This window comes from Streptomyces polyasparticus (genome assembly GCF_014493765.1).
GTDB classification, from domain to species: Bacteria; Actinomycetota; Actinomycetes; order Streptomycetales; family Streptomycetaceae; genus Streptomyces; species Streptomyces polyasparticus.
In genome coordinates, this window is sequence record NZ_JACTVJ010000004.1 from 686,327 (window position 1) to 706,280 (window position 19,954).

General features: G+C 70.4%; 18 protein-coding genes. 10 read left to right on the top strand and 8 right to left on the bottom strand.

Annotated features, from left to right (window positions below):
• Positions 1 to 108: 108 nt before the first annotated feature.
• The 5 genes from H9Y04_RS07395 to H9Y04_RS07415 all read right to left on the bottom strand — a co-directional run bounded on the left by H9Y04_RS07395 (position 109) and on the right by H9Y04_RS07415 (position 6,042).
• Positions 109 to 1,176, bottom strand: coding sequence for a LacI family DNA-binding transcriptional regulator (locus H9Y04_RS07395; protein WP_187812850.1), 1,068 nt, complete (start codon positions 1,174 to 1,176; stop codon positions 109 to 111).
• Positions 1,164 to 2,855, bottom strand: coding sequence for a glycoside hydrolase family 13 protein (locus H9Y04_RS07400; RefSeq protein WP_187812851.1), 1,692 nt, complete (start codon positions 2,853 to 2,855; stop codon positions 1,164 to 1,166). The genes H9Y04_RS07395 and H9Y04_RS07400 overlap by 13 nt, the downstream gene beginning before the upstream one ends.
• A 66-nt stretch (positions 2,856 to 2,921) precedes the next feature.
• Entirely contained in the window at positions 2,922 to 3,779 is an 858-nt protein-coding gene (locus H9Y04_RS07405; protein WP_236070669.1) for a sugar ABC transporter permease, read from the bottom strand.
• The gene (locus H9Y04_RS07410) at positions 3,773 to 4,651 is read right to left on the bottom strand and encodes a carbohydrate ABC transporter permease (protein WP_187813080.1); all 879 of its coding nucleotides are present in this window, start codon (positions 4,649 to 4,651) and stop codon (positions 3,773 to 3,775) included. Before H9Y04_RS07410 ends, H9Y04_RS07405 begins: the two co-directional genes overlap by 7 nt.
• 116 nt (positions 4,652 to 4,767) lie before the next feature.
• Entirely contained in the window at positions 4,768 to 6,042 is a 1,275-nt protein-coding gene (locus H9Y04_RS07415; protein ID WP_187812852.1) for an extracellular solute-binding protein, read from the bottom strand.
• Between the two features lie 294 nt (positions 6,043 to 6,336).
• Between H9Y04_RS07415 and H9Y04_RS07420 the strand changes: the two genes are divergently transcribed.
• Complete coding sequence (locus H9Y04_RS07420; protein WP_187812853.1) at positions 6,337 to 7,353, top strand: LacI family DNA-binding transcriptional regulator; 1,017 nt, start codon at positions 6,337 to 6,339, stop codon at positions 7,351 to 7,353.
• A gap of 130 nt (positions 7,354 to 7,483) precedes the next feature.
• On the opposite strand, the gene H9Y04_RS07425 is transcribed toward H9Y04_RS07420, so the two are convergent.
• Complete coding sequence (locus tag H9Y04_RS07425; RefSeq protein WP_187812854.1) at positions 7,484 to 7,675, bottom strand: hypothetical protein; 192 nt, start codon at positions 7,673 to 7,675, stop codon at positions 7,484 to 7,486.
• A gap of 200 nt (positions 7,676 to 7,875) precedes the next feature.
• Between H9Y04_RS07425 and H9Y04_RS07430 the strand changes: the two genes are divergently transcribed.
• The 6 genes from H9Y04_RS07430 (at position 7,876) to H9Y04_RS07455 (ending at position 13,477) form a co-directional block, all read left to right on the top strand.
• Positions 7,876 to 8,442 carry a MauE/DoxX family redox-associated membrane protein gene (locus tag H9Y04_RS07430; protein ID WP_187812855.1) on the top strand — a complete coding sequence of 189 codons (567 nt, stop codon included), beginning with the start codon at positions 7,876 to 7,878 and terminating at the stop codon, positions 8,440 to 8,442.
• A gap of 8 nt (positions 8,443 to 8,450) precedes the next feature.
• Positions 8,451 to 8,984, top strand: a complete 534-nt coding sequence (locus H9Y04_RS07435; protein WP_187812856.1) for a thioredoxin domain-containing protein — start codon at positions 8,451 to 8,453, stop codon at positions 8,982 to 8,984.
• Positions 8,981 to 10,810 (top strand): ABC transporter ATP-binding protein, encoded by a 1,830-nt coding sequence (locus tag H9Y04_RS07440; RefSeq protein WP_308800891.1) that lies wholly within the window; start codon positions 8,981 to 8,983, stop codon positions 10,808 to 10,810. Before H9Y04_RS07435 ends, H9Y04_RS07440 begins: the two co-directional genes overlap by 4 nt.
• Entirely contained in the window at positions 10,807 to 11,316 is a 510-nt protein-coding gene (locus H9Y04_RS07445) for a S26 family signal peptidase (protein ID WP_308800892.1), read from the top strand. The genes H9Y04_RS07440 and H9Y04_RS07445 overlap by 4 nt, the downstream gene beginning before the upstream one ends.
• Before the next feature lie 88 nt (positions 11,317 to 11,404).
• The gene (locus tag H9Y04_RS07450) at positions 11,405 to 12,151 is read left to right on the top strand and encodes an AfsR/SARP family transcriptional regulator (RefSeq protein WP_187812857.1); all 747 of its coding nucleotides are present in this window, start codon (positions 11,405 to 11,407) and stop codon (positions 12,149 to 12,151) included.
• A gap of 450 nt (positions 12,152 to 12,601) precedes the next feature.
• On the top strand, positions 12,602 to 13,477 hold the full coding sequence (locus tag H9Y04_RS07455) for a phosphatase PAP2 family protein (protein WP_187812858.1): 876 nt from the start codon (positions 12,602 to 12,604) through the stop codon (positions 13,475 to 13,477).
• A gap of 94 nt (positions 13,478 to 13,571) precedes the next feature.
• Here H9Y04_RS07455 and H9Y04_RS07460 read toward each other — a convergent pair whose 3' ends face one another.
• On the bottom strand, positions 13,572 to 16,562 hold the full coding sequence (locus tag H9Y04_RS07460; RefSeq protein ID WP_187812859.1) for a bifunctional [glutamine synthetase] adenylyltransferase/[glutamine synthetase]-adenylyl-L-tyrosine phosphorylase: 2,991 nt from the start codon (positions 16,560 to 16,562) through the stop codon (positions 13,572 to 13,574).
• A 155-nt stretch (positions 16,563 to 16,717) separates the two neighbouring features.
• Between H9Y04_RS07460 and H9Y04_RS07465 the strand changes: the two genes are divergently transcribed.
• From H9Y04_RS07465 to H9Y04_RS07475, 3 genes are read left to right on the top strand one after another with little or no spacing between them, the layout of a single operon-like run.
• Positions 16,718 to 17,227 (top strand): pyridoxamine 5'-phosphate oxidase family protein, encoded by a 510-nt coding sequence (locus H9Y04_RS07465; RefSeq protein WP_187812860.1) that lies wholly within the window; start codon positions 16,718 to 16,720, stop codon positions 17,225 to 17,227.
• A 36-nt stretch (positions 17,228 to 17,263) separates the two neighbouring features.
• Positions 17,264 to 17,695 (top strand): VOC family protein, encoded by a 432-nt coding sequence (locus H9Y04_RS07470; protein WP_187812861.1) that lies wholly within the window; start codon positions 17,264 to 17,266, stop codon positions 17,693 to 17,695.
• Between the two features lie 18 nt (positions 17,696 to 17,713).
• Positions 17,714 to 18,094 (top strand): hypothetical protein, encoded by a 381-nt coding sequence (locus H9Y04_RS07475; protein WP_187812862.1) that lies wholly within the window; start codon positions 17,714 to 17,716, stop codon positions 18,092 to 18,094.
• A gap of 348 nt (positions 18,095 to 18,442) precedes the next feature.
• Here the strand turns inward: H9Y04_RS07475 and glnA2 are convergent, their stop codons facing one another.
• A complete protein-coding gene (gene glnA2, locus H9Y04_RS07480) occupies positions 18,443 to 19,804 on the bottom strand; it encodes a gamma-glutamylpolyamine synthetase GlnA2 (RefSeq protein WP_187812863.1) in 1,362 nt (453 codons plus the stop codon).
• Between the last annotated feature and the right edge of the window lie 150 nt (positions 19,805 to 19,954).

A 19,954-nucleotide genomic window follows, 5' to 3' on the forward strand; every position in this document is an offset into this window, starting at 1 on the left:
GTGCAGACGTGCCGAGATGCGGACGTGCCGACGTGCCGACGTACCGCCTTGCCCGGCGCCGTACGGGAGCGGCTCACACCCGTACGGCGCCGTGGGGAACGGCCTTGCTCAGCGCCGCACTTGGGCCGTGGACCCGCGTACGACGAGCTCCGGCTGGAACACGAACTCGGTGCGCTGCACCGGATTGCCCTGGATCTCTTCGAGCAGGGCGCCGACCGCGGCCGTCGCCATGGCCTGCACCGGCTGGCGCACGGTGGTGAGCGGCGGATCGGTGAACGCGATCAGCGGCGAGTCGTCGAAGCCGACCACCGACAGGTCGCGCGGTACGTCGAGGCCGCGCTGGCGGGCCGCGCGCACCGCGCCGAGCGCCATCAGGTCGCTGGCGCAGACGATGCCGGTGCAGCCCTGGTCGAGCAGCACACCGGCCGCGGCCTGGCCGCCCTCGACGGTGAACAGGGTGCGCTGCACCTGCTGTTCGGCATCCCCCCGTGGGATGCCGAGCAGTTCCTGGAGGGCGGCCACGAAACCCTCCGTCTTGCGGCGGGCCGGCACATAGCGGGTCGGGCCCACCGCGAGACCGATCCGCTCGTGGCCGAGGTCCACGAGATGCCGTACGGCCATCCGGGCCGCCGAGTGGTCGTCGGGCGACACGAACGGCGCGTCGATGTCCGGGTGGTAGCCGTTGATGAGGACGAACGGCACGCCGCGCGCGGCCAGTTCGGTGTAGCGCGCGGGGTCGGCCGTGGAGTCGGCGTGCAGTCCGGAGACGAACACCATGCCGTTGACGCCGCGTTGCTCCAGCTGCTCGACCAGCTCGTCCTCGGTGGCGCCGCCCGGTGTCTGCGTACAGAGCACGGGCGTGTACCCGTGCCCTGCCAGGGACTGCTCGATGACCTGCGCGAACGCCGGGAAGATCGGGTTGTTGAGCTCGGGCACCACGAGGCCGATGAGCCCCGCGCTGCGCTGCCTGAGCCGTACGGGCCGCTCGTAGCCGAGCACGTCGAGCGCCGCGAGCACCCGCTGCCGCGTCGCCGTCGCCACGCCTGCCTTGCCGTTGAGCACCCGGCTTGCGGTGGCCTCGCTGACGGAGGCCTGGGCGGCTATGTCGGCAAGCCGCGGGGTGCCGTTCCCCCCCAGTACGGCACCCCGCGCGGTGGGGACGGTCACGCCTGCCACCAGATCGTGCAGTCGGCGGGCAGGTCCACGTTCTGCTCGTTGTAGATCAGCGTGCCCGTGTGGCTCATGAGCAGCGGATGGCCGGGGGTGTCGATGCGTACCGGCGCGCCCGTCGTGTTCGCCGTGCAGACGAACCCGCCCTCGCGCTCGAAGACGAGCACGCCCTCGGGCGCGTCCCGCCAGCGCACGGACTCGCCCGCGCCGAGGCCCGGGTGGGAGCGCCGCAGCGCAAGGGCGCCCCGGTACAGCTCAAGGGTCGAGCCCTGGTCGCCCGACTGCGCCTCGACGCTCAGCTCGGACCACTGGGCCGGCTGCGGCAGCCAGCTGCCGCCGGCCCCGAACCCGTACGAACTCCCGTCGCGCGTCCACGGGATGGGCACCCGGCAGCCGTCGCGGAAGCCGTCCTGCCCTGCCGCACGGAAGAACGAGGGGTCCTGACGCGCCTCGTCCGGCAGGTCGGTGACGTCGGGCAGGCCCAGCTCCTCGCCCTGGTAGACGTACGCGGAGCCGGGCAGCGCCAGCATCAGGAGCGTCGCCGCGTGCGCCCGGCGCAGCCCGAGCTCACGGTCGCCCGGCGTGCGCAGCTGGGTGCCGAGCCCGGCCGGGTTGGCGAACCGGGTGGCGTGCCGTGTGACGTCGTGGTTGGAGAGCACCCAGGTCGCGGGCGCGCCGACCGGACGCATCGCCTCGAGGGAGGTGTCGATCACTTCGCGCAGCGCTGCCGCGTCCCAATAGGTCGCCAGGTACTGGAAGTTGAAGGCCTGGTGCAGCTCGTCGGGCCGCACGTACAGCGCCGTACGGTCCACGGTGGGCGTCCAGGCCTCGGCAACCGCGATCCGCTCCCCCGGGTACTCGTCGAGCACCGCGCGCCACGAACGGTAGATCTCGTGCACACCGTCCTGGTCGAAGAACGGCATCGCGGTGTTGCCGAGCAGCTTGACCTGGTCCTTGCCGCCGATGTCCGGCAGCCCGGCCGCCTTGACGAGCCCGTGCGCGACGTCCACGCGGAAGCCGTCGACGCCCAGGTCCAGCCAGAAGCGCAGGATGGAGCGGAACTCGTCGGCGACCGCCGGGTGGTCCCAGTTGAAGTCGGGCTGCTCGGGCGCGAACAGGTGCAGATACCAGTCGCCCGGGCTGCCGTCCGGGTTCGTCGTACGGGTCCACGCGGGCCCGCCGAAGATGGACTCCCAGTCGTTGGGCGGCAGTTCACCGTTCGTGCCGCGCCCGGCCCTGAAGTGGTAGCGGCCGCGCAGCGGCGAGTCCGGTCCCTCCTTCACGGCCCGCTTGAACCACTCGTGCTGGTCCGACGAGTGGTTCGGCACGACGTCCACGATCACGCGCAGATCGAGCTCGTGCGCGTCGCGGATCAGCGCCTCGGCGTGCTCGACCGTGCCGAACATCGGGTCCACGGCGCGGTAGTCGGCGACGTCGTACCCGGCGTCGGCCTGCGGCGAGGCGTAGAACGGGGAGAGCCACACCGCGTCGACACCGAGCTCCCGCAGATACGGCAGCCGGCTGCGGACACCCTCGAGATCGCCCATGCCGTCCCCGTTGGCATCGGCGAAACTGCGCGGATAGACCTGGTAGATCACCGCGTCCCGCCACCAGTCCTGCGTGTTCTCGACAGCAGTGACGGCGGTGACAGCGGCGATCGGGGCATCAGCGAGGTGCTGAGTCATGGCATCCCTGGAAGTGTGAGGAACAGGTGCGTACAACGTGCGTACAACGAACGACGGAGGGCCCTGTCAGGACTTGGTCGCTCCGGCGGTCAGACCGGCCACCAGATGGCGCTGCGCGAAACCGAAGATCACCGCTGCCGGTACGGCGACGATCACGGCCGACGCGGTGAGCGAACCCCAGTCGCTCGTGTACTGGTTGACGAAGGTCTGCAGTCCGCCGGCGAGCGTGAGGTTCTCCTCGCCGGTCATGAAGGCGGAGGCATACGCGACTTCGGCCCAGCCGGTGATGAAGCTGTAGAACCCGGTGACCGCGAGCCCGGGCTTCGCGAGCGGCAGGATCAGCCGCCAGAACGTACCGAAGGGGTTGAGCCCGTCGACCCGTCCGGCCTCGTCGATCTCGACCGGGATGGTGTCGAAGTAGCCCTTCATCATCCAGGCGCAGAACGGGATCGCGATCGTCAGATACGTGATGACCAGGCCGACCGGCTGGTTGAGCAGTCCCAGCGAGGCGAGCAGGTTGTACAGCGGCACGATCAGGACGGCGACCGGGAACATCTGCGTGATGAGCAGCAGCCACATCAGCGACCGCATCCCGGGGAACTTGAAGCGGCTGACCGCGTAGCCGGTGGTGGCCGAGATGAACACACCGATGACGGTGGTCAGACCGACCACGAGCAGCGAGTTGCCCAGCCAGGTGAGGAACTCGGTCTCGCCCAGGACGTGCGCGTAGTTCGAGAACGTGAAGTCCTTGACCAGATCGGTCGTGAACGCCTCGTCCTTGGGCTTGAGCGAGGTGACGAGCAGCCACAGCGGCGGGAACACCGCGATGACGCTGGCCACGAGGAGCGTGAGGTGCAGTCCGGCCGAGGCGAGCGGCCCTCGTTCGCCGCGCAGCCGCGGCTTCTTGACGGCCTTGTTCACCAGACATCTCCCTGCTTGCGGAGCGCACGGCGGTAGACCACCGCGAAGAGCGAGAGCAGCACGAGGATGAGCACACCCCAGGCCGCGGAGCCCGCGAAGTCGCGGGGGCTGACGACGAAGGAGAGCCGGTAGGCGTACGTCACCAGGATCTCCGTGGCGTCACCGGGACCGCCCCGAGTGAGCAGGAAGATCACCGGGAACATGTTGAAGGTCCAGATGGCGCTGATCAGGACGACGGTCGAGCTGACCGGCCTGAGCCCCGGCAGCGTGATGTGCCGGAAGCGCTGCCAGGCGTTCGCGCCGTCCATCTCGGCGGCCTCGTACAGCTCGGAGGGGATCGACTGCAGACCGCCGAGCATGGCGATCAGCATGAACGGCACACCCAGCCATACGTTGACGGCGATCACCGAAAGCTTCGCCCAGGTCGGGTCGTTGAGCCACGGGACGGCGTCGAAGCCGCCGCCGGTGAGCAGCGCGTTGAGCAGACCGTTCTTCTCGTTGAAGAGCAGCCGCCAGGTGAACACCGAGACGAAGGCGGGCACCGCCCACGGCAGGATCAGTGCCATCCGGTAGAAGGTGCGGCCCTTCAGCTTCCGGTTGAGCATCACGGCGAGCGCGAGCCCGAGCGAGAACGAGAGCGCCACACAGGACACCGTCCACACGAGCGTCCAGGTCAGCCGGTCCCAGAAGACACCGTCCGACAGGATCGACGTGTAGTTGTCCAGGCCGACGGACTCGTACGTCGCCGGGATGTGGTTGACACCGATCGTGCGCTCGACGTTCGCCTCGTTGGCGTTCGTCGTCGACAGGTAGATGCCGCGGACCAGCGGCCAGCCGATGATCACGCCGATCACCGTGATGACCGGGGCGACCATCGCCCACGCGTACCAGTGCGTGGACAGTGCGCGTCGTATACGGCCCTGGGGCCGGCCGGCCGCCTTCGTCACTTCTTCGGCGGCCGGCGCCTTCTTCTCGGTGAGCACCGTCACGGTTACTTGTAGTCCTTCAGGAGCTTCTTGTAGCCCTCGCCGATGCCCTTGGCACCCTCTTCGGGAGAGGCCTTGCCGCTGAGCACCTTCTCCATCTGGAGGCGGATCGGCTCGAAGAGCGACTGGGCCTCGGCGATCCACGGGCGCTGGACGGACTTGTCGACGGCCGGCTTGAAGAACTGGACCATCTGGTTGTCCTTGACGGACTGCACCTCGTAGACCGACTTGCGGGTCGGCAGCAGGCTCAGCTTCTCGGTGGTCTGCTGCTGCACCTTCGCGGAGCTCATGTACTTCACGAACTCGTACGAGGCGTCCAGGTTCTTCGAACCCGCGTACACGGAGAGGTTCCAGCCGCCCTGCGGGGAGGCCGCGCGGGCCGAGCCCGCCGGGACCGGAGCGACACCGAGGTTGGACTTGTCCTTGAACTCCTTGCCGGCCAGGGCGCCTTCGATCGACCAGGGGCCGTCGACGGCCATGGCGACCTCGCCGTCCTTGAAGGCGTTCAGCTGGTTGTTGTAGCCGTCGGACGCGTCGGTGATCGCGGCCTTGGAGTCGACCAGGTCCTTCATCACGGTGAAGGCCTTGACGCCGGCCTCGTCGTCGACGGTGATCTCCTTCTTCGACGTGTCGAGGAGGTCACCGCCCTCGCCGTAGAGGTACGGCAGGAAGAAGTACGGGTCGTCGCCGCGCAGGTAGAGACCGGTCTTGCCGCTCTTGTCCTTGATCTTGGCGGCGGCGTCCTTGACCTCGTCGATGGAGGTGGGGACCTCGACGCCGGCGTCCTTGAGCATCTTCTTGTTGTAGAAGAGTGCGAGGGTGTCGATGGTCTGCGGGGCGCCGTAGGTCTTGCCGTTGAACTTCGTGGAGGCGGCGGCCTGTTCGAGGTAGTCGCCCTCGTTGTCGATCGCGGCTGTGCCGTCGAGCGGGGCCAGGTAGCCGAGGTTGGCGAAGTCCGCGACCCAGGCGACCTCGGTGCGCATCACGTCCGGGGCACCGGAGTTGCCGCCCGCGGCGTTCTTGAACTTGGCGTTGGCCTCGCCGAACGGCACCGTGACGACCTTGACGTCGACCTTCGGGTGCAGCTTCTCGAAGCCCTCGGCGAGCTCCTTGTACGTTGCCTTCTCGGCGTCGTTGGACGTGTCCCAGAAGGTCACCGTGCCGGAGAGCTCGCCACCGGCGCTCTTGCCGCTGTTGTCCCCGCCGTCGTCCCCGCCGCACGCCGTCGCCGCCAGTGCGATGGCCGCGACAAGCGCGGTGGCCGATATGCCACGCCGCATGAGTACTCCTTCAACTGCACCGTCCCGGACCGCCCCTGCGCGGCCCTGGGTTCGGGCAGGAACGTAACAAGGCTGAAAGCTGTTGGAAAGACCTTGCGGCAACTTTCTGCAAGAGATGCGGATCGTTACCTTCACGTTTCCTTGAGCGGCTGTACAGCCCCTGTACGCCTGGGATGCACGGACTTGCAAGCAGCTCCCCGTACGTCTGCAAGAGCTTGCAAGAGCCGTTCAGCGGCCGCCGGAATCCACCGCGCACCCCCGCAGCGGGCGAGGCGACCGGTACAGTCCAGTGCCGTGACCGCACGGCTTGCCGACATCGCAGCCCAGGCGGGGGTCAGCGAAGCCACAGTCAGCCGCGTGCTCAACGGCAAGCCCGGTGTGGCCGCGGCCACCCGCGAATCCGTCCTTGCCGCGCTCGACGTGCTCGGCTACGAGCGGCCCGTCCGTCTCAAGCAGCGCAGCGAGGGCCTTGTCGGGCTGATCATCCCCGAGCTGGACAACCCGATCTTCCCGGCCTTCGCGCAGGTCATCGGCCAGGCCCTGACCCGCCAGGGCTACACCCCGGTGCTCGCCACGCAGACGCCCGGCGGCTCCACCGAGGACGAGCTGACCGAGATGCTCGTGGCCCGCGGGGTCAGCGGCATCATCTTCGTCTCGGGTCTGCACGCGGACACGACGGCGGATACGCAGCGTTACGACCAGCTGCGCGCCAAGGGCGTCCCGCACGTCCTGATCAACGGTTTCTCGCCGCAGGTGAAGGCGCCGTTCGTCTCGCCCGACGACCGGGCCGCGATGGACCTCGCCGTCACGCACCTCGCCGCGCTCGGCCACCGCAGGATCGGGCTCGCGCTCGGTCCGAAGCGCTTCGTGCCCGTACAGCGGAAGATAGAGGGCTTCGTCGCCGCGATGCACACGCGTCTCGGCCTGAGCGAGGACGAGGCGCAGCAGTACGTACAGCACTCGCTGTACACGCTCGAAGGCGGCCAGGCCGCGGCCTCCGCGCTCCTGGACCGGGACTGCACGGCCATCGTCTGCGCGAGCGACATGATGGCGCTCGGCGCGATCCGCACCGCGCGCCACCGCGGCCTCGAGGTGCCGGGCCAGGTCTCCGTCGTCGGGTTCGACGACTCCCCCCTGATCGCCTTCACGGACCCGCCGCTGACCACGATCCGCCAGCCCGTGCCCGCGATGGGACAGGCCGCGGTACGGGCGCTCCTGGAGGAGATCGCCGGGACGCCGGCGCCGCACAGCGAGTTCGTCTTCATGCCCGAGCTGGTGGTTCGCGGTTCAACGGCCTCGGCGCCCCGCTGACCGGGTCCGACGGGCCGGGCCGTCGGGGCCGCCGACGGCAATCGCGTCGGGGCCCCCGACGCGATCGTCGTCGCGCCGCGCGCAACGCCGACCACCGTCGAGGGCCCACGGGTTGACCGGGTCGATCCCGTCAGCAGCACCGCCCGGTGTTCTTCCAGCCCTCGCAGAACGAGCTGTCCCAGCAGCGGTTGGTGTACAGCTGGCCACGCGAGCAGAACGGCACGTACACGCACTTGGTGTCGGTCCACCACGTGGCCTGTGCCGTCATCTTCGGGGCGACCTTGCCCACCATCCGGTCAGCGAGGCGCTGCAGCTTGCTCATCACCGTCTCCTTCACGTCGCCGGCCACCGGGTGCGGCCGGGCCGAGCCGGAACCTACGACGGCCGCGCACACTCCTGATCCGCATCCGGTCCTCGTCGGCCAGGACGGTTTCTGTATGCCGCCTGCCTACCGTGCCGATCCGCGGAACGAACTCACGCGGAGAGAACCGACACGGAGAGAACGCGAGAACGGAGGGGCCCGTGGACATCACGGATCCGCTGGCATTCGCCGGCACGGCCGGCCGGGTGCTCCTCGGGTGTGTGTTCCTGGCGTCGGCGGGCGGCAAGCTGCGCGGGCGCAAGGCACTCACCGCCTATCTGGACGGCGTGGCCGCGCTGCGGCTCGTACCGCCCGCGTTCGCCCGCGCCGCCGGTGCGGGAGCGCTGGCCGCGGAGTGTGCGGTCGTGGTGCTCCTCGCCTGGAGCCCCACGATCCGGGCGGGGCTCGCTCTCGCCCTCGGCCTGCTCGCCGTACTCACCTTCGCGGTCGCCCGTACCGTGCGCCGCGGTATCGACGCGTCCTGCCGGTGCTTCGGCGGTGCGGCGGTGCCCTTCCGGCGCCGCCACGTCGTCCGCAACGCGGCGCTCCTCCTGGTGGCGGGCGTCGCGCTCCCGCGGCCGGACGCCCTGAGCGCCGCAGGACCCGCACTGCTCGCCATCGCGACGGGGGTCGCCGTGGCGGCCGCCGTCGTCACCCTCGACGACCTCGTCGAGTTGTTCGCGCCCGCCGACGAGCGGACCGCACCCACCCCGAACGCCGGCTCCTAGGAGTGCTCATGGATGTGTCGGACGCCCTGACGGGGCTCCTGACCGTGCTCTGCCTGTTCAACCTGACCCTCACCTACGGGATCGTCCGAAGGCTGCGCGCTCTGGCGCGGTCCCGTGCCGACAGCCCCGCGACCGTGTCCGGTGCGGTGGAGGACTTCGCGGTCACCGCCGCATCCGGTGTCAGCGTCAGCCGCGCGGACCTGGCGCCCGGCACCGTCCTGGCCTTCCTCTCCCCCGGCTGCCCTCCGTGCGCGGCGCTCCTGCCGCGCTTCGTCGAGGCGGTCGAGGGCGCCGGGCTGCCGGCCGAGAGCGTTCTCGCCGTGGTCATGCCCGGCGAGGACACCGCCGAGGCACAGCAGTACGCGCACGCCCTTGAGCGGATCGCCACCGTCGTCGAGGGCGAGCACGCCCGCACGGTGTCGGCGGCCTGCGGAGTCCAGGGATTCCCCGCGGTCTGCGCCGTCGATGCGCAAGGGCGGATCCACGAGGTCGGCAGCGATCTGTCCTCCCTCGGCGCGCACCGCCCGGCGGGCGTCGCGTGAGCGGTGCGGGCCGCCGCCGCGCCGCCGCGCTGCGCGCCGTGCTCGCCCTGGCCGTGGTTGCCGCACCCGCGGCCCTGGCCGGGGTGCTGCTCCTGGCCGTCGTGGAGGCCGCTCTGCCGGTGCTCGCGGCGTGGCTGACCAAGACGGTGCTCGACTCCCTTTCCGCTCCGGTGACGGGAACCGGGTCCGTACTCGGGCCCGCCGCCGCCCTCGCAGGCATCGGTGTCGCGGCGTCCGTCCTGCCCCATGGGGCAAAGCTGCTGCACGCCGAACTCGGCCGACGTGTCGGCCTGCTGGCCCAGGACCGGCTGTACGCCGCGGTCAACTCCCTGACCGGGCTCGGCCGTTTCGAGGACCCGGCGGCGCTCGACCGGCTCCGGCTGGCCCAGCAGTGCGGCCAGGACACCCCGCCGCAGATCGTCGCCAGCGCGGTCGGACTCGCCAGGAGCACGATCACGATCGCCGGGTTCGCGGCGGCGCTCGTGCTCTTGAACCCCTGGCTCGCCCTCGCCGTCCTGCTGTCCGCCGTGCCCGCGCTGCTCACCGAGATCCGGCTCGCGCGGGCCCGTGTCGGCACGGCCCTGACCGTCAGCCCGCTGGAGCGCCGCGAGTCGTTCTACGCCTTCCTCCTCGGCAGCGTGCAAACCGCCAAGGAGATACGCCTGTTCGGCATCGGCGACCACCTCAGGGGCACCATGCGCCGCGACCGGAAGGCCATCAACGCCACACACAGCAGACTCGACCGGCGTGCGGCACTCGCGCAGACGGGTCCCGCCGTGGTGGCCGCCGCGACCGGCGCGGGCGGGCTCGTCTGGGCCGTGGACGCGGTGGCCCGCGGCCAGCTCACCGTCGGGGACGTGGCGCTGCTCCTGTCCGGCATCGCCGCGGTGCAGGGCGGTCTCGCGGGCATCGCGGTCATGGTCGCCGTCACCCACCAGCATCTGCTGCTCTTCGGGCACTACCTGGAGGTGACGACCCAGCCCCCGGACCTCCCCGTACGCGAGAAGCCGCTGCCCGTCGAGCCGTTGACGCGCGGTCTCGAACTGCGCGACGTGTGGTTCCGCTACTCCGCGCAGCACGACTGGGTGCTGCGCGGAGTGAACCTGACCATCCCGGTGGGCGGCACGGTGGCGCTCGTCGGCGACAACGGCGCCGGCAAGAGCACCCTCGTGAAGCTGCTGTGCCGGTTCTACGATCCGGAGCGCGGTTCGATCCTGTGGGACGGTACGGACATCCGCGAGCTGTCACCTCAGGAACTGCGCAGCCGGATGAGCGGCATCTTCCAGGACTTCATGCGCTACGACCTGTCGGCAGCCGAGAACATCGGGCTCGGGGATGTGGCACACCTCCACGACACCGCCCGCATTCGCCAAGCGGCGGCGCAGGCGGGCATGGACGGGACGCTCGTCTCGCTGCCCCGCGGTTACGACACCATGCTGTCGCGGACCTTCGCCGAGGAAGGGGCGGGCGACCACGACGGCGTCGAGCTCTCCGGCGGCCAGTGGCAGCGGGTGGGGCTCGCCCGCGGGCTGCTGCGCGGCGCTGCCGATCTGCTGATCCTCGACGAGCCGAGCTCCGGGCTCGACCCCGAGGCCGAGCACGAGATCCACCAACTGCTCCTCGCCCACCGCGCAGGGCGTACCAGCCTGCTCGTCTCGCACCGGCTCAACGCCGTGCGCGGCGCCGATCTCATCGTGGTCCTGCGCGGCGGTGAGATCGTCGAGCAGGGAGACCACGACGAACTCATGGGCCGGCAGGGCCGGTACGCCGCGCTGTTCCGCCGGCAGGCGGAGGGCTACGCGGACGCCCCGGCGGTGCCGCGGTGATCCCGGCGGCACTGACCGGCCTGTTCACGGTGCTCGCCTGCGCCGGTCTTGTCCGCCGGGTCCGTCGGCGCCTGATCGTGGTCACCGTCGACGGTTCCAGCATGGTGCCCACCCTCTACGACGGAGACGTGGTCCTGGTCCGCCGCTGCCGTCCCGCGGACCTGTCCATCGGACAGGTCGTCGTGGTGGAGGCTCCCGTGCCGCCTGCGGCACGGCCCGAGTGGTCCTGGCCCGACGCGGACGAACCGCCCGAGCGACGCCGGTGGATGGTCAAACGCCTGGCGGCTCTTCCGAGGCAGGCCTGGCCGGCCTCCTTCGACGGCCGTCAGGGCCCTGTGCCGGACGGCGGTCTTGCGGTCCTCGGCGACAACACGGCAGCCAGCATCGACTCCCGCCACATGGGCGCCATCCCCATGGCGCGGGTGCTCGGGGTGGTGGTGCGACGCATGCCCACCAGCGGCCGCAGCGCCGCTCGAAGCACGTTGCAAGATGTTTCTGCAAAATGACGAAAGCGTCTTGCCAAGCGTCGGTCACCCGGTACACGCTTCAAGCCGACCGGATACGCACGGGCGCATCCGGTAGGACGGGAGTGGCGTGGACGCGTCTTTTCGCATGCTGGGGCGGGTTCGTCAAGGCGATGCGCCCGCGGAGGGCGCGGCAGCGGAGTTCGTGGGCGGCAAGGCACGCGGCCTGCTGGTGACCCTGCTGCTGCAGGCGAACCGCATGGTCACCATGGACAGAGTGGTCGAAGCCCTCTGGGACGGGGAGCCGCCCCCGTCCGCGGTGGCCAACGTCCGTACGCACGCCAGCCTCCTGCGCCGGCATCTGGAGCGGGGCGCCGGACTCGTGGGTGCGGGCGGCGGCTACGTCCTCGAGGTGGCGCCCGAGCGCTGTGACCATCTGGTCTTCCTGGACCGCGCCGCCGACGGGCGAACCGCCCTGCGCGCGGGCGACAGCGCCAAGGCAGCGGAACTGCTCACCTCGGCGCTGACCCTGTGGGACGGTGACCGGGCCGCGGTAGGGGTTCCCCGTCACGGCCCCCTGATGGGCTGGCTGGGTCACCTGGAGGAGGAACGGTTGCGCGCCGTCGAGGACCTGGCCGACGCGTATCTGCGCCTCGGTGAGCCGAGGGCGGCCCTGCGGGAGGTGAACGCGCTGCTCGCGGTCTCGCCGCTGCGCGACCGGAGCTGGGCGCTGCGCATGCGGGCCCACCACGCTCTCGGCGAGCGCGGGAGTCTCGCCGAGACCTACCGGGCGGCCGTCCTCGCCCATCACAACGAGCTGGGCGTGGACCCCGACGACCAGCTCAGGCGGCTGTTCGAAGAGCTGGTCGCGGGCTGAACCCCACCGCCACCCCCGCATCGCCCCTGCTCAGAGCCGGAAGGAACACCTCCGCTGACTGTGTTCTCTGCGTCTGCCGCAGTAGACACCTTGTGCCCCAGGGGAGATCGCGCCGGTCCCCTAGGGCGTCTCTTTCGGATCTTGCCGGCCACGGAAGCAACGCCTTCTGCGGATGCCGAAGCGGGGTCTGGTGCTTCCCCAAGCTCTCAACTGCGCTGCGCTCCGTTCGAGCAGGGGAGACCCCACTGCTGCAAGGCGGAGGAGGGAGTGATGGCGGAGCCATCGCGACCGACGACAACGCAGCAGATGTGCGCGCCAGACCCCGCGCCCCCGGCAAGATCCGAAAGAGACGCCCTAGGCGTCGGGTCCTCCACAGGATGGACTGGATGCGTACAAGACCCGACCAAGGGATGATCAGGCGGGTGCGGGTATCTGGCAGACTCTTCTCCCATGGGTGACACGACGGTGAGGACACGGGACGGCCAGGGGGCCGCGACGCCACCCAAGGGGGATGAAACGGACCGACAGACCGCCACAGAGGGGACGTTGTGGCAGCGGCTTCGCAGGCCGCGGCGACCGCGTATCTGGATCGAGCTCGCACTGATCGGCGTGAGCTACTGGCTCTACTCGCTGGTACGCAACGCCGTGCCCGAGCAGAAGGCCCAGGCGATGGCGAACGCCGACTGGATCTGGCGCGCCGAGCACTCGATCGGCCTCGCCTTCGAGGAAGCCTTCAACCGGGCCGTGAACTCGGTGACATGGCTGATCGTCGGCATGAACTACTACTACGCGACGCTGCACTTCATCGTCACGATCGGTGTGCTCGTCTGGCTGTACCGATGGCATCCGGGCCGTTACGCGGCCACGCGCACCGTCCTGTTCCTGACCACGGGCGTCGCCCTGGTCGGCTTCTATCTCTTCCCGCTGGCCCCGCCGCGCCTGATGGACGGGCACAACTTCATCGACACGGTCCTGGTGCACCACACCTGGGGTTCGATGGCGTCCGGCGACCTGAAGCACATGACCAACCAGTACGCGGCGATGCCCTCGATGCACATCGGCTGGTCGACCTGGTGCGGCCTGACCATCTTCGCGCTGGCCAAGGCGCCCTGGGCCAAGATCCTCGGCGCGCTCTACCCGGTGGCCACCCTCGTCGTCATCATCGCCACGGCCAACCACTTCTGGCTGGACGCGGTGGGCGGCATCGTCTGCCTGGCGTTCGGCTTCACAGTGGTCTGGGCCTGGTACGGAGCGCTGCCGTTCCAGTTGCCGCGGGTGGTGGCCTCCGGGGAGCCCAGGCGCGGCCTGGGGTACTCCAGAGCGTGACCCCGTGAGACGCCGACAGGGCCTGGACCGTGCAGACGGTCCAGGCCCTGCGTCATGAGGCCTCACGCCCCGTAGAACAGCTCCCCCCTGGCGATCACGCCCCGTAGAACAGCTCCTCCACCACCGCCCGAGCCCTCCGCGTCGTACGCCGGTAGTCGTCGAGCAGATCGCCCACGCGCCCGGGCCCGTAGCCGAGGTAGCGCCCCACCGCCGCCAGCTCCCGCCCGTCCGAGGGAAACGTGTCACCGGCCCGCCCCCGTACGAGCATCACGCCATTGCGGACCCGCGACGCAAGGACCCACGCCTCGTCGAGCACCGCCGCGTCCTCCGTCGAGATCAGCTCCGCCGCCCGCGCGGCCGCCAGCGCCTCCCGCGTACGCGTCGTGCGCAGCCCTGGCTCGGCCCACCCGTGCTGCAGCTGAAGCAGCTGCACCGTCCACTCCACGTCCGACAGACCGCCACGGCCCAGCTTGGCGTGCAGATTCGGGTCGGCGCCCCGCGGCATCCGCTCCGTCTCCATGCGCGCCTTGAGCCGCCGGATCTCCCGGACCGCATCGTCGCCGAGCCCCTCCGCGGGGTAACGCAGCGTGGCGATCATGTCCATGAAGCGGCGACCGAGCTCCTCGTCCCCCGCCACCGGCTCCGCCCGGAGCAGCGCCTGGCTCTCCCAGACGTGGGACCAGCGCCGGTAGTACGCCTCGTAGGACTTGAGAGTCCGTACGAGCGGCCCGTTCTTGCCCTCGGGCCGCAGATCCGTGTCGATGAGCAGCGGCGGATCCTGGCTGGGGATCTCGAGCAGCCGGCGCATCTCGGCGACGACGGCATTGGCGGCCTTGGTGGCCTCGTGCTCGTCGACCCCCTCGCGCGGCTCGTGCACGAAGATCACGTCGGCGTCGGAGCCGTAGCCGAGCTCATGGCCGCCGAAGCGGCCCATCCCGATGACGGCGAACCGCGTCGGCAGCTCGTCGCCCCACCCCTGCCGCACCACCGCCCGCAGCGTGCCGGCCAGGGTCGCGGACGTGAGGTCGGAGACCGCGCTGCCGACCCGGTCCACGAGGGCGCCGGGGTCCGCTTCGGCGGGGTGCTCCTCGGTCCCGTACGAGCGGATCAGGTCACCCGCGGCCGTACGGAACAGCTCGCGCCGCCGCACCCCGCGCGCCGCCGCGACCGCCATCTCGGCGCCCTCCGCGCGGCCGACGGCGGCCAGCACCTCCTGCTCCAGGTGGACATGGTCACGGGGCTCGAGACCCCGCTCGTCGCCGAGCAGCGCCACCGCCTCCGGGGCGCGCATCAGCAGGTCGGGGGCGAGCCGGCCCGCCGAAAGGACCCGGGCGAGGTTCTCGGCCGCGGCGCCCTCGTCGCGTAGCAGCCGCAGGTACCAGGGGGTCTTGCCGAGCGCGTCCGAGACCTTGCGGAAGCCGAGCAGGCCCGCGTCCGGGTCGGCCGAGTCGGCGAACCAGCCGAGCAGGACCGGAAGGAGCGTGCGCTGGATCGCGGCCTTGCGGCTGACGCCCGAGGCCAGCGCCTCCAGATGCCGCAGCGCGGCCGCCGGATCGTTGTACCCGAGCGCCACGAGCCGCTCGCGCGCGGCGTCCGTGGACAGGCGGATCTCGCCGGGCGCGAGCTGCGCCACGGCGTCGAGCAGCGGCCGGTAGAACAGCTTCTCGTGCAGCCTACGCACGGCCGAACTGTGCTTGCGCCAGGCCTTGTTGAGCTCGGTGACCGGCTCGGTGCGCAGCCCGAGCGAACGCCCGAGCCGCCGCAGATCGGCCTCGTCCTCCGGTACGAGATGGGTGCGGCGCAGCCGGTACAGCTGGATGCGGTGCTCCATGGCCCGCAGGAACCGGTACGCCTCGTCGAGCTGGGCGGCGTCCGCGCGGCCCACGTAGCCGCCGGCCGCGAGGGCGTTCAGGGCCTCCAGGGTGGAGCCGCTCCTGAGCGAGGAGTCACCGCGGCCGTGCACCAACTGCAGGAGCTGTACGGCGAATTCGACATCCCTGAGGCCGCCGGGACCGAGCTTCAGCTCACGCTCCAGCTCGGCCGTCGGAATGCTGTCGACGACGCGGCGGCGCATCTTCTGCACGTCGGGCACGAAGTTCTCGCGCTCGGCGGCCTGCCACACGAGCGGCGAGAGGGTCTCGATGTACTCGCGGCCGAGCTCCGGGTCACCGGCGACGGGTCTGGCCTTGAGCAGGGCCTGGAACTCCCAGGTCTTGGCCCAGCGCTGGTAGTACGCGAGGTGGCTGGCCATCGTCCGCACCAGCGGACCGTTGCGGCCCTCGGGGCGCAGATTGGCGTCCACCGGCCAGATGGTGCCCTCGACCGTGGTCTCGGAGCAGATCCGCATCATGTGCGAGGCGAGCCGGGTCGCGGCCTGCAGCGCCTTGCCCTCCTCGGCGCCGTCCGCGGCGGCGGCCACGAAGATGACGTCGACGTCGGACACGTAATTGAGCTCATGGCCACCGCACTTGCCCATCGCGATCACCGCGAGCCGGCACAGGGCGTCGTCCTCGGGCGCGGCGGCCCGCGCGATGGCGACGGCGGCGCGCAGGGTGGCGGTGGCGAGGTCGGCCAGTTCGGCGGCGGTCTCGGCCACGTCCGTCGTCCCGCAGACGTCGCGTGCGGCGATGGACAGCAGACAGCGGCGGTACGCGACCCTGAGCGACACGGGATCGGTCGCGTGCGCGAGGCCCCGCTCGAACTCCTCGACCCCCGGGTGCAGATCACTCGCCTCGTACGTGACGAGGGCGTGCCAGTCGCCGGGGTGACGGGCCAGATGGTCGGCGAGCGCCTCGGAGGCGCCCATCACGCCGAGCAGCCGGTCCCTGAGCGGCTTGCCGGCGAGCAGGGTGTCGAAGAGCATCCGGCGCTGCTCGTCGTCGGGCTGCGCTTCCGCAAGCCGTACGAGACCGGTGAGCGCGAGATCGGGGTCGGCCGTGGCGCCGAGGGCGTCGAGCAGGACGGGGTTGGACTGGAGCGCGGCGAGATACGGACCCGTGAGGTGCCGCTCGGCGGCGGAGGGATCGGTGAACCCGTACCGAAGGAGCCTGGTGAAGGCACTGCTTCTGCGCCCCGGCACGGTCATCTGCGGCCCCTTCCGTAGATCAAGGTCCGGGCCCGAGCCTAGTCTTTCCGTTCGGCTTGTGACCCGCCGCGGCCCTCTGCTGGGCCGGGCACCGATGAATTGCGCGGCCGCGCGCGGTCTCCCCTCCACAGGCACCATCGAAGGAGGAGGCCCGTATGCCGAAGGCACCCCGCACCGAACTCGACGCCCGGTACAGCGACGAGAGCGCGGTGGCCGTCGAGTGGGCGCAGGCCGAGGCGCTGCTCGTGGAGTCCGAGCTCTTCTGGATCTCGACCGTGCGGCCCGACGGCCGTCCCCATGTGACGCCGCTGCCCGCGGTGTGGCGGGACGGAAAGCTGCACTTCTGCACGGGCGCCGAGGAGCGCAAGGCGCTGAATCTCGCGGCCAATCCGCACCTGGTGCTCACCACGGGCACGAACACCTGGAACAAGGGCTTCGACGTGGTGGTCGAGGGTGCGGCGGTCCGGGTCACGGAGGATGCGCGGCTGCGCACTCTGGCTGCCGCGTGGGAGTGCAAGTACGGCAGTTTCTGGCATTTCGAGGTGCGTGACGGCTGCTTCGAGCATGGTCCTGGGAAGGCTCTGGTGTTCGAGGTCGCCCCGCGCACGGTGTTCGGCTTCGGCAAGGGCGAGCCGTTCAGCCAGACCCGCTGGAAGTTCGAATGACCGACCGCACCCCCTTCCACCGCTGAGGAGCACACCGTGGAGTACACCCTCGAAGTTGTCGTCATGCCGGTCTCCGACATGGACCGCGCCAAGGAGTTCTACGCCGACAAGTGCGGCTTCAAGGTCGACCTGGACCAGCAGGTGACCCCGACCGCGCGCATCATCCAGATCACGCCGCCCGGGTCCCGCTGCTCCATCGCGCTGATCGCGGGCATGCCCCTGGCCCCGGGGCAGAAGCAGATGGAGCCGGGGGCGCTGCAGGGCCTCCAGCTCTGCGTCACGGACATCGAGTCGGCGCACGCGGAGCTGTCCTCGCGGGGCGTCGGTATCTCGGAGGTCCAGCACGTGGGCGCGGGCGGCTGGGAGCCCGGCAAGGGCGAGACCTGGAACAGCTTCGCCTTCTTCACCGACCCGGACGGCAACGGCTGGATCCTCCAGGAGGCCCCGGCTCCGCTGTCGGAGCGGTGACCCGTCTAGAGTCCCCGGATGGGCAGCAGTCGGCGCGTGCGGCGCCTGGCGGTCGATGACACGACGTACGAGTGGTGCTTCGCGCACCGCCACGACCGGGGGCGCGGGTACTCCGGGTGTCGCAGCATCGTGACCGTATGGCGTCCGGGCAGCCGGGCCCGGCTCCGCTTCGTGTTCCGGCCCGGGCCCGGGCGGATCATCTCCGACGGGTACTTCGAGGAGGGCGCAGCGGTCCGCGTACCGGATCGGGCGTATCTGAACCTCCACGAACCCGGCACCGTACGGGCGTTGCTCGACGAGCATCTCGCGGGTGGCCCTTTCCCCGGGGCGGGGTCGGTGGAGGTGGACGGCTGGGCACTGTTCGACGCGGTGGCTGGCCCTCCGCCCCCGGTGCGCTGAGCGCGCGCCGTTTCGCGTCTGGCTTCCTGCCGGTGCGCTTTCGCGTGCGGTTCGTCTTGGGTCGGTGCCGGGGTGGGGTACCTGGTTTTCGGGCAATGTGGGCCGGTACCGAGGGACTCACCTTGTTGCTAACGGACCGCCCGAAAACCAGGCACCCCACCCCGTCCCCTCCGGCCGCATCGCGGCTGCGGGCGGGTCGGGCTTCCCCGCCAACGGTGCTCGGCCGCGGGCCAGGTGGGCTTCTGCCCCAGCAGTGCTCGGCTGCAGGCTCGGTGGACTCTGCATCGGTGCCGTCAAGCACGTCCGGGCCCACGGGGGACTCCCCGTGGGCCCGGACGTCTCAAGTGCTTACAGGACCGGGAGGTTCTTGCGGAGTTCGAAGGCGGTGACCTCCGAGCGGTACTCCTCCCACTCCTGCTTCTTGTTGCGCAGGAAGAAGTCGTAGACGTGCTCGCCGAGCGTCTCCGCGACCAGTTCCGAGCGTTCCATCAGGGCGATCGCCTCGCCCAGGTTCTGCGGCAGGGGCTCGATGCCCATCGCGCGGCGTTCCGCGTCGCGCAGCGCCCACACGTCGTCGTCGGCGCCCGGCGGGAGCTCGTAACCCTCCTCGATGCCCTTGAGGCCCGCGGCCAGGAGCACCGCGTACGCGAGGTAGGGGTTGCAGCCCGAGTCGAGGGAGCGGACCTCGACGCGCGCCGAGCCGATCTTGCCCGGCTTGTACATCGGGACGCGGATGAGGGCCGAGCGGTTGTTGTGGCCCCAGCAGATGTACGAGGGTGCCTCGCCGCCGGCGCCCGCGGTGCGCTCGGAGCCGCCCCAGATGCGCTTGTACGAGTTGACCCACTGGTTCGTCACGGCGGAGATCTCCGCGGCGTGCTTGAGCAGGCCCGCGATGAAGGAGCGGCCGACCTTGGAGAGCTGGTACTCGGCGCCCGACTCGTAGAAGGCGTTGCGGTCGCCCTCGAACAGGGAGAGGTGCGTGTGCATGCCCGAGCCCGGGTGCTCGGAGAAGGGCTTGGGCATGAAGGTCGCCTGCACGCCCTGCTCAAGCGCGACCTGCTTCATGACCAGGCGGAAGGTCATGATGTTGTCGGCGGTGGAGAGCGCGTCCGCGTACCGCAGGTCGATCTCCTGCTGGCCCGGCGCCCCCTCGTGGTGGCTGAACTCGACCGAGATGCCCATGGATTCGAGCATCGTGATCGCCTGGCGGCGGAAGTCCATCCCGACGTTCTGCGGGGTGTGGTCGAAGTAGCCGGAGTTGTCGGCGGGGGTCGGACGCGAGCCGTCGAGGGGCTTGTTCTTCAGGAGGAAGAACTCGATCTCGGGGTGGGTGTAGAAGGTGAAGCCCAGGTCCGAGGACTTGGCGAGCGCGCGCTTCAGCACATAGCGCGGGTCCGCGAAGGACGGGGAGCCGTCGGGCATCAGGATGTCGCAGAACATCCGGGCCGTACCGGGGGCCTCCGCACGCCACGGCAGGATCTGGAAGGTCACCGGATCCGGCTTGGCGATCATGTCGGACTCGTAGACCCGGGCGAAGCCCTCGATCGCCGAGCCGTCGAAGCCGATGCCCTCGTCGAAGGCCTGCTCCAGTTCGGCCGGGGCGACGGCCACCGACTTCAGGAAGCCGAGGACATCCGTGAACCACAGGCGTACGAACCGGATGTCGCGCTCCTCGAGCGTGCGGAGCACGAATTCCTGCTGCTTGTCCATTGCGACTTTCCACCCATCCTTGCCGGCCGGCCGACCACCGGAGCGTGCCTCATGTACACGGGGTCACTTGAGCATCCCACCACACGGTTTCGAACAGGTTGCAAACCGGCCCGGCCGATACGAGCCCAGGGGCGGCTGACGCGGCGCCGG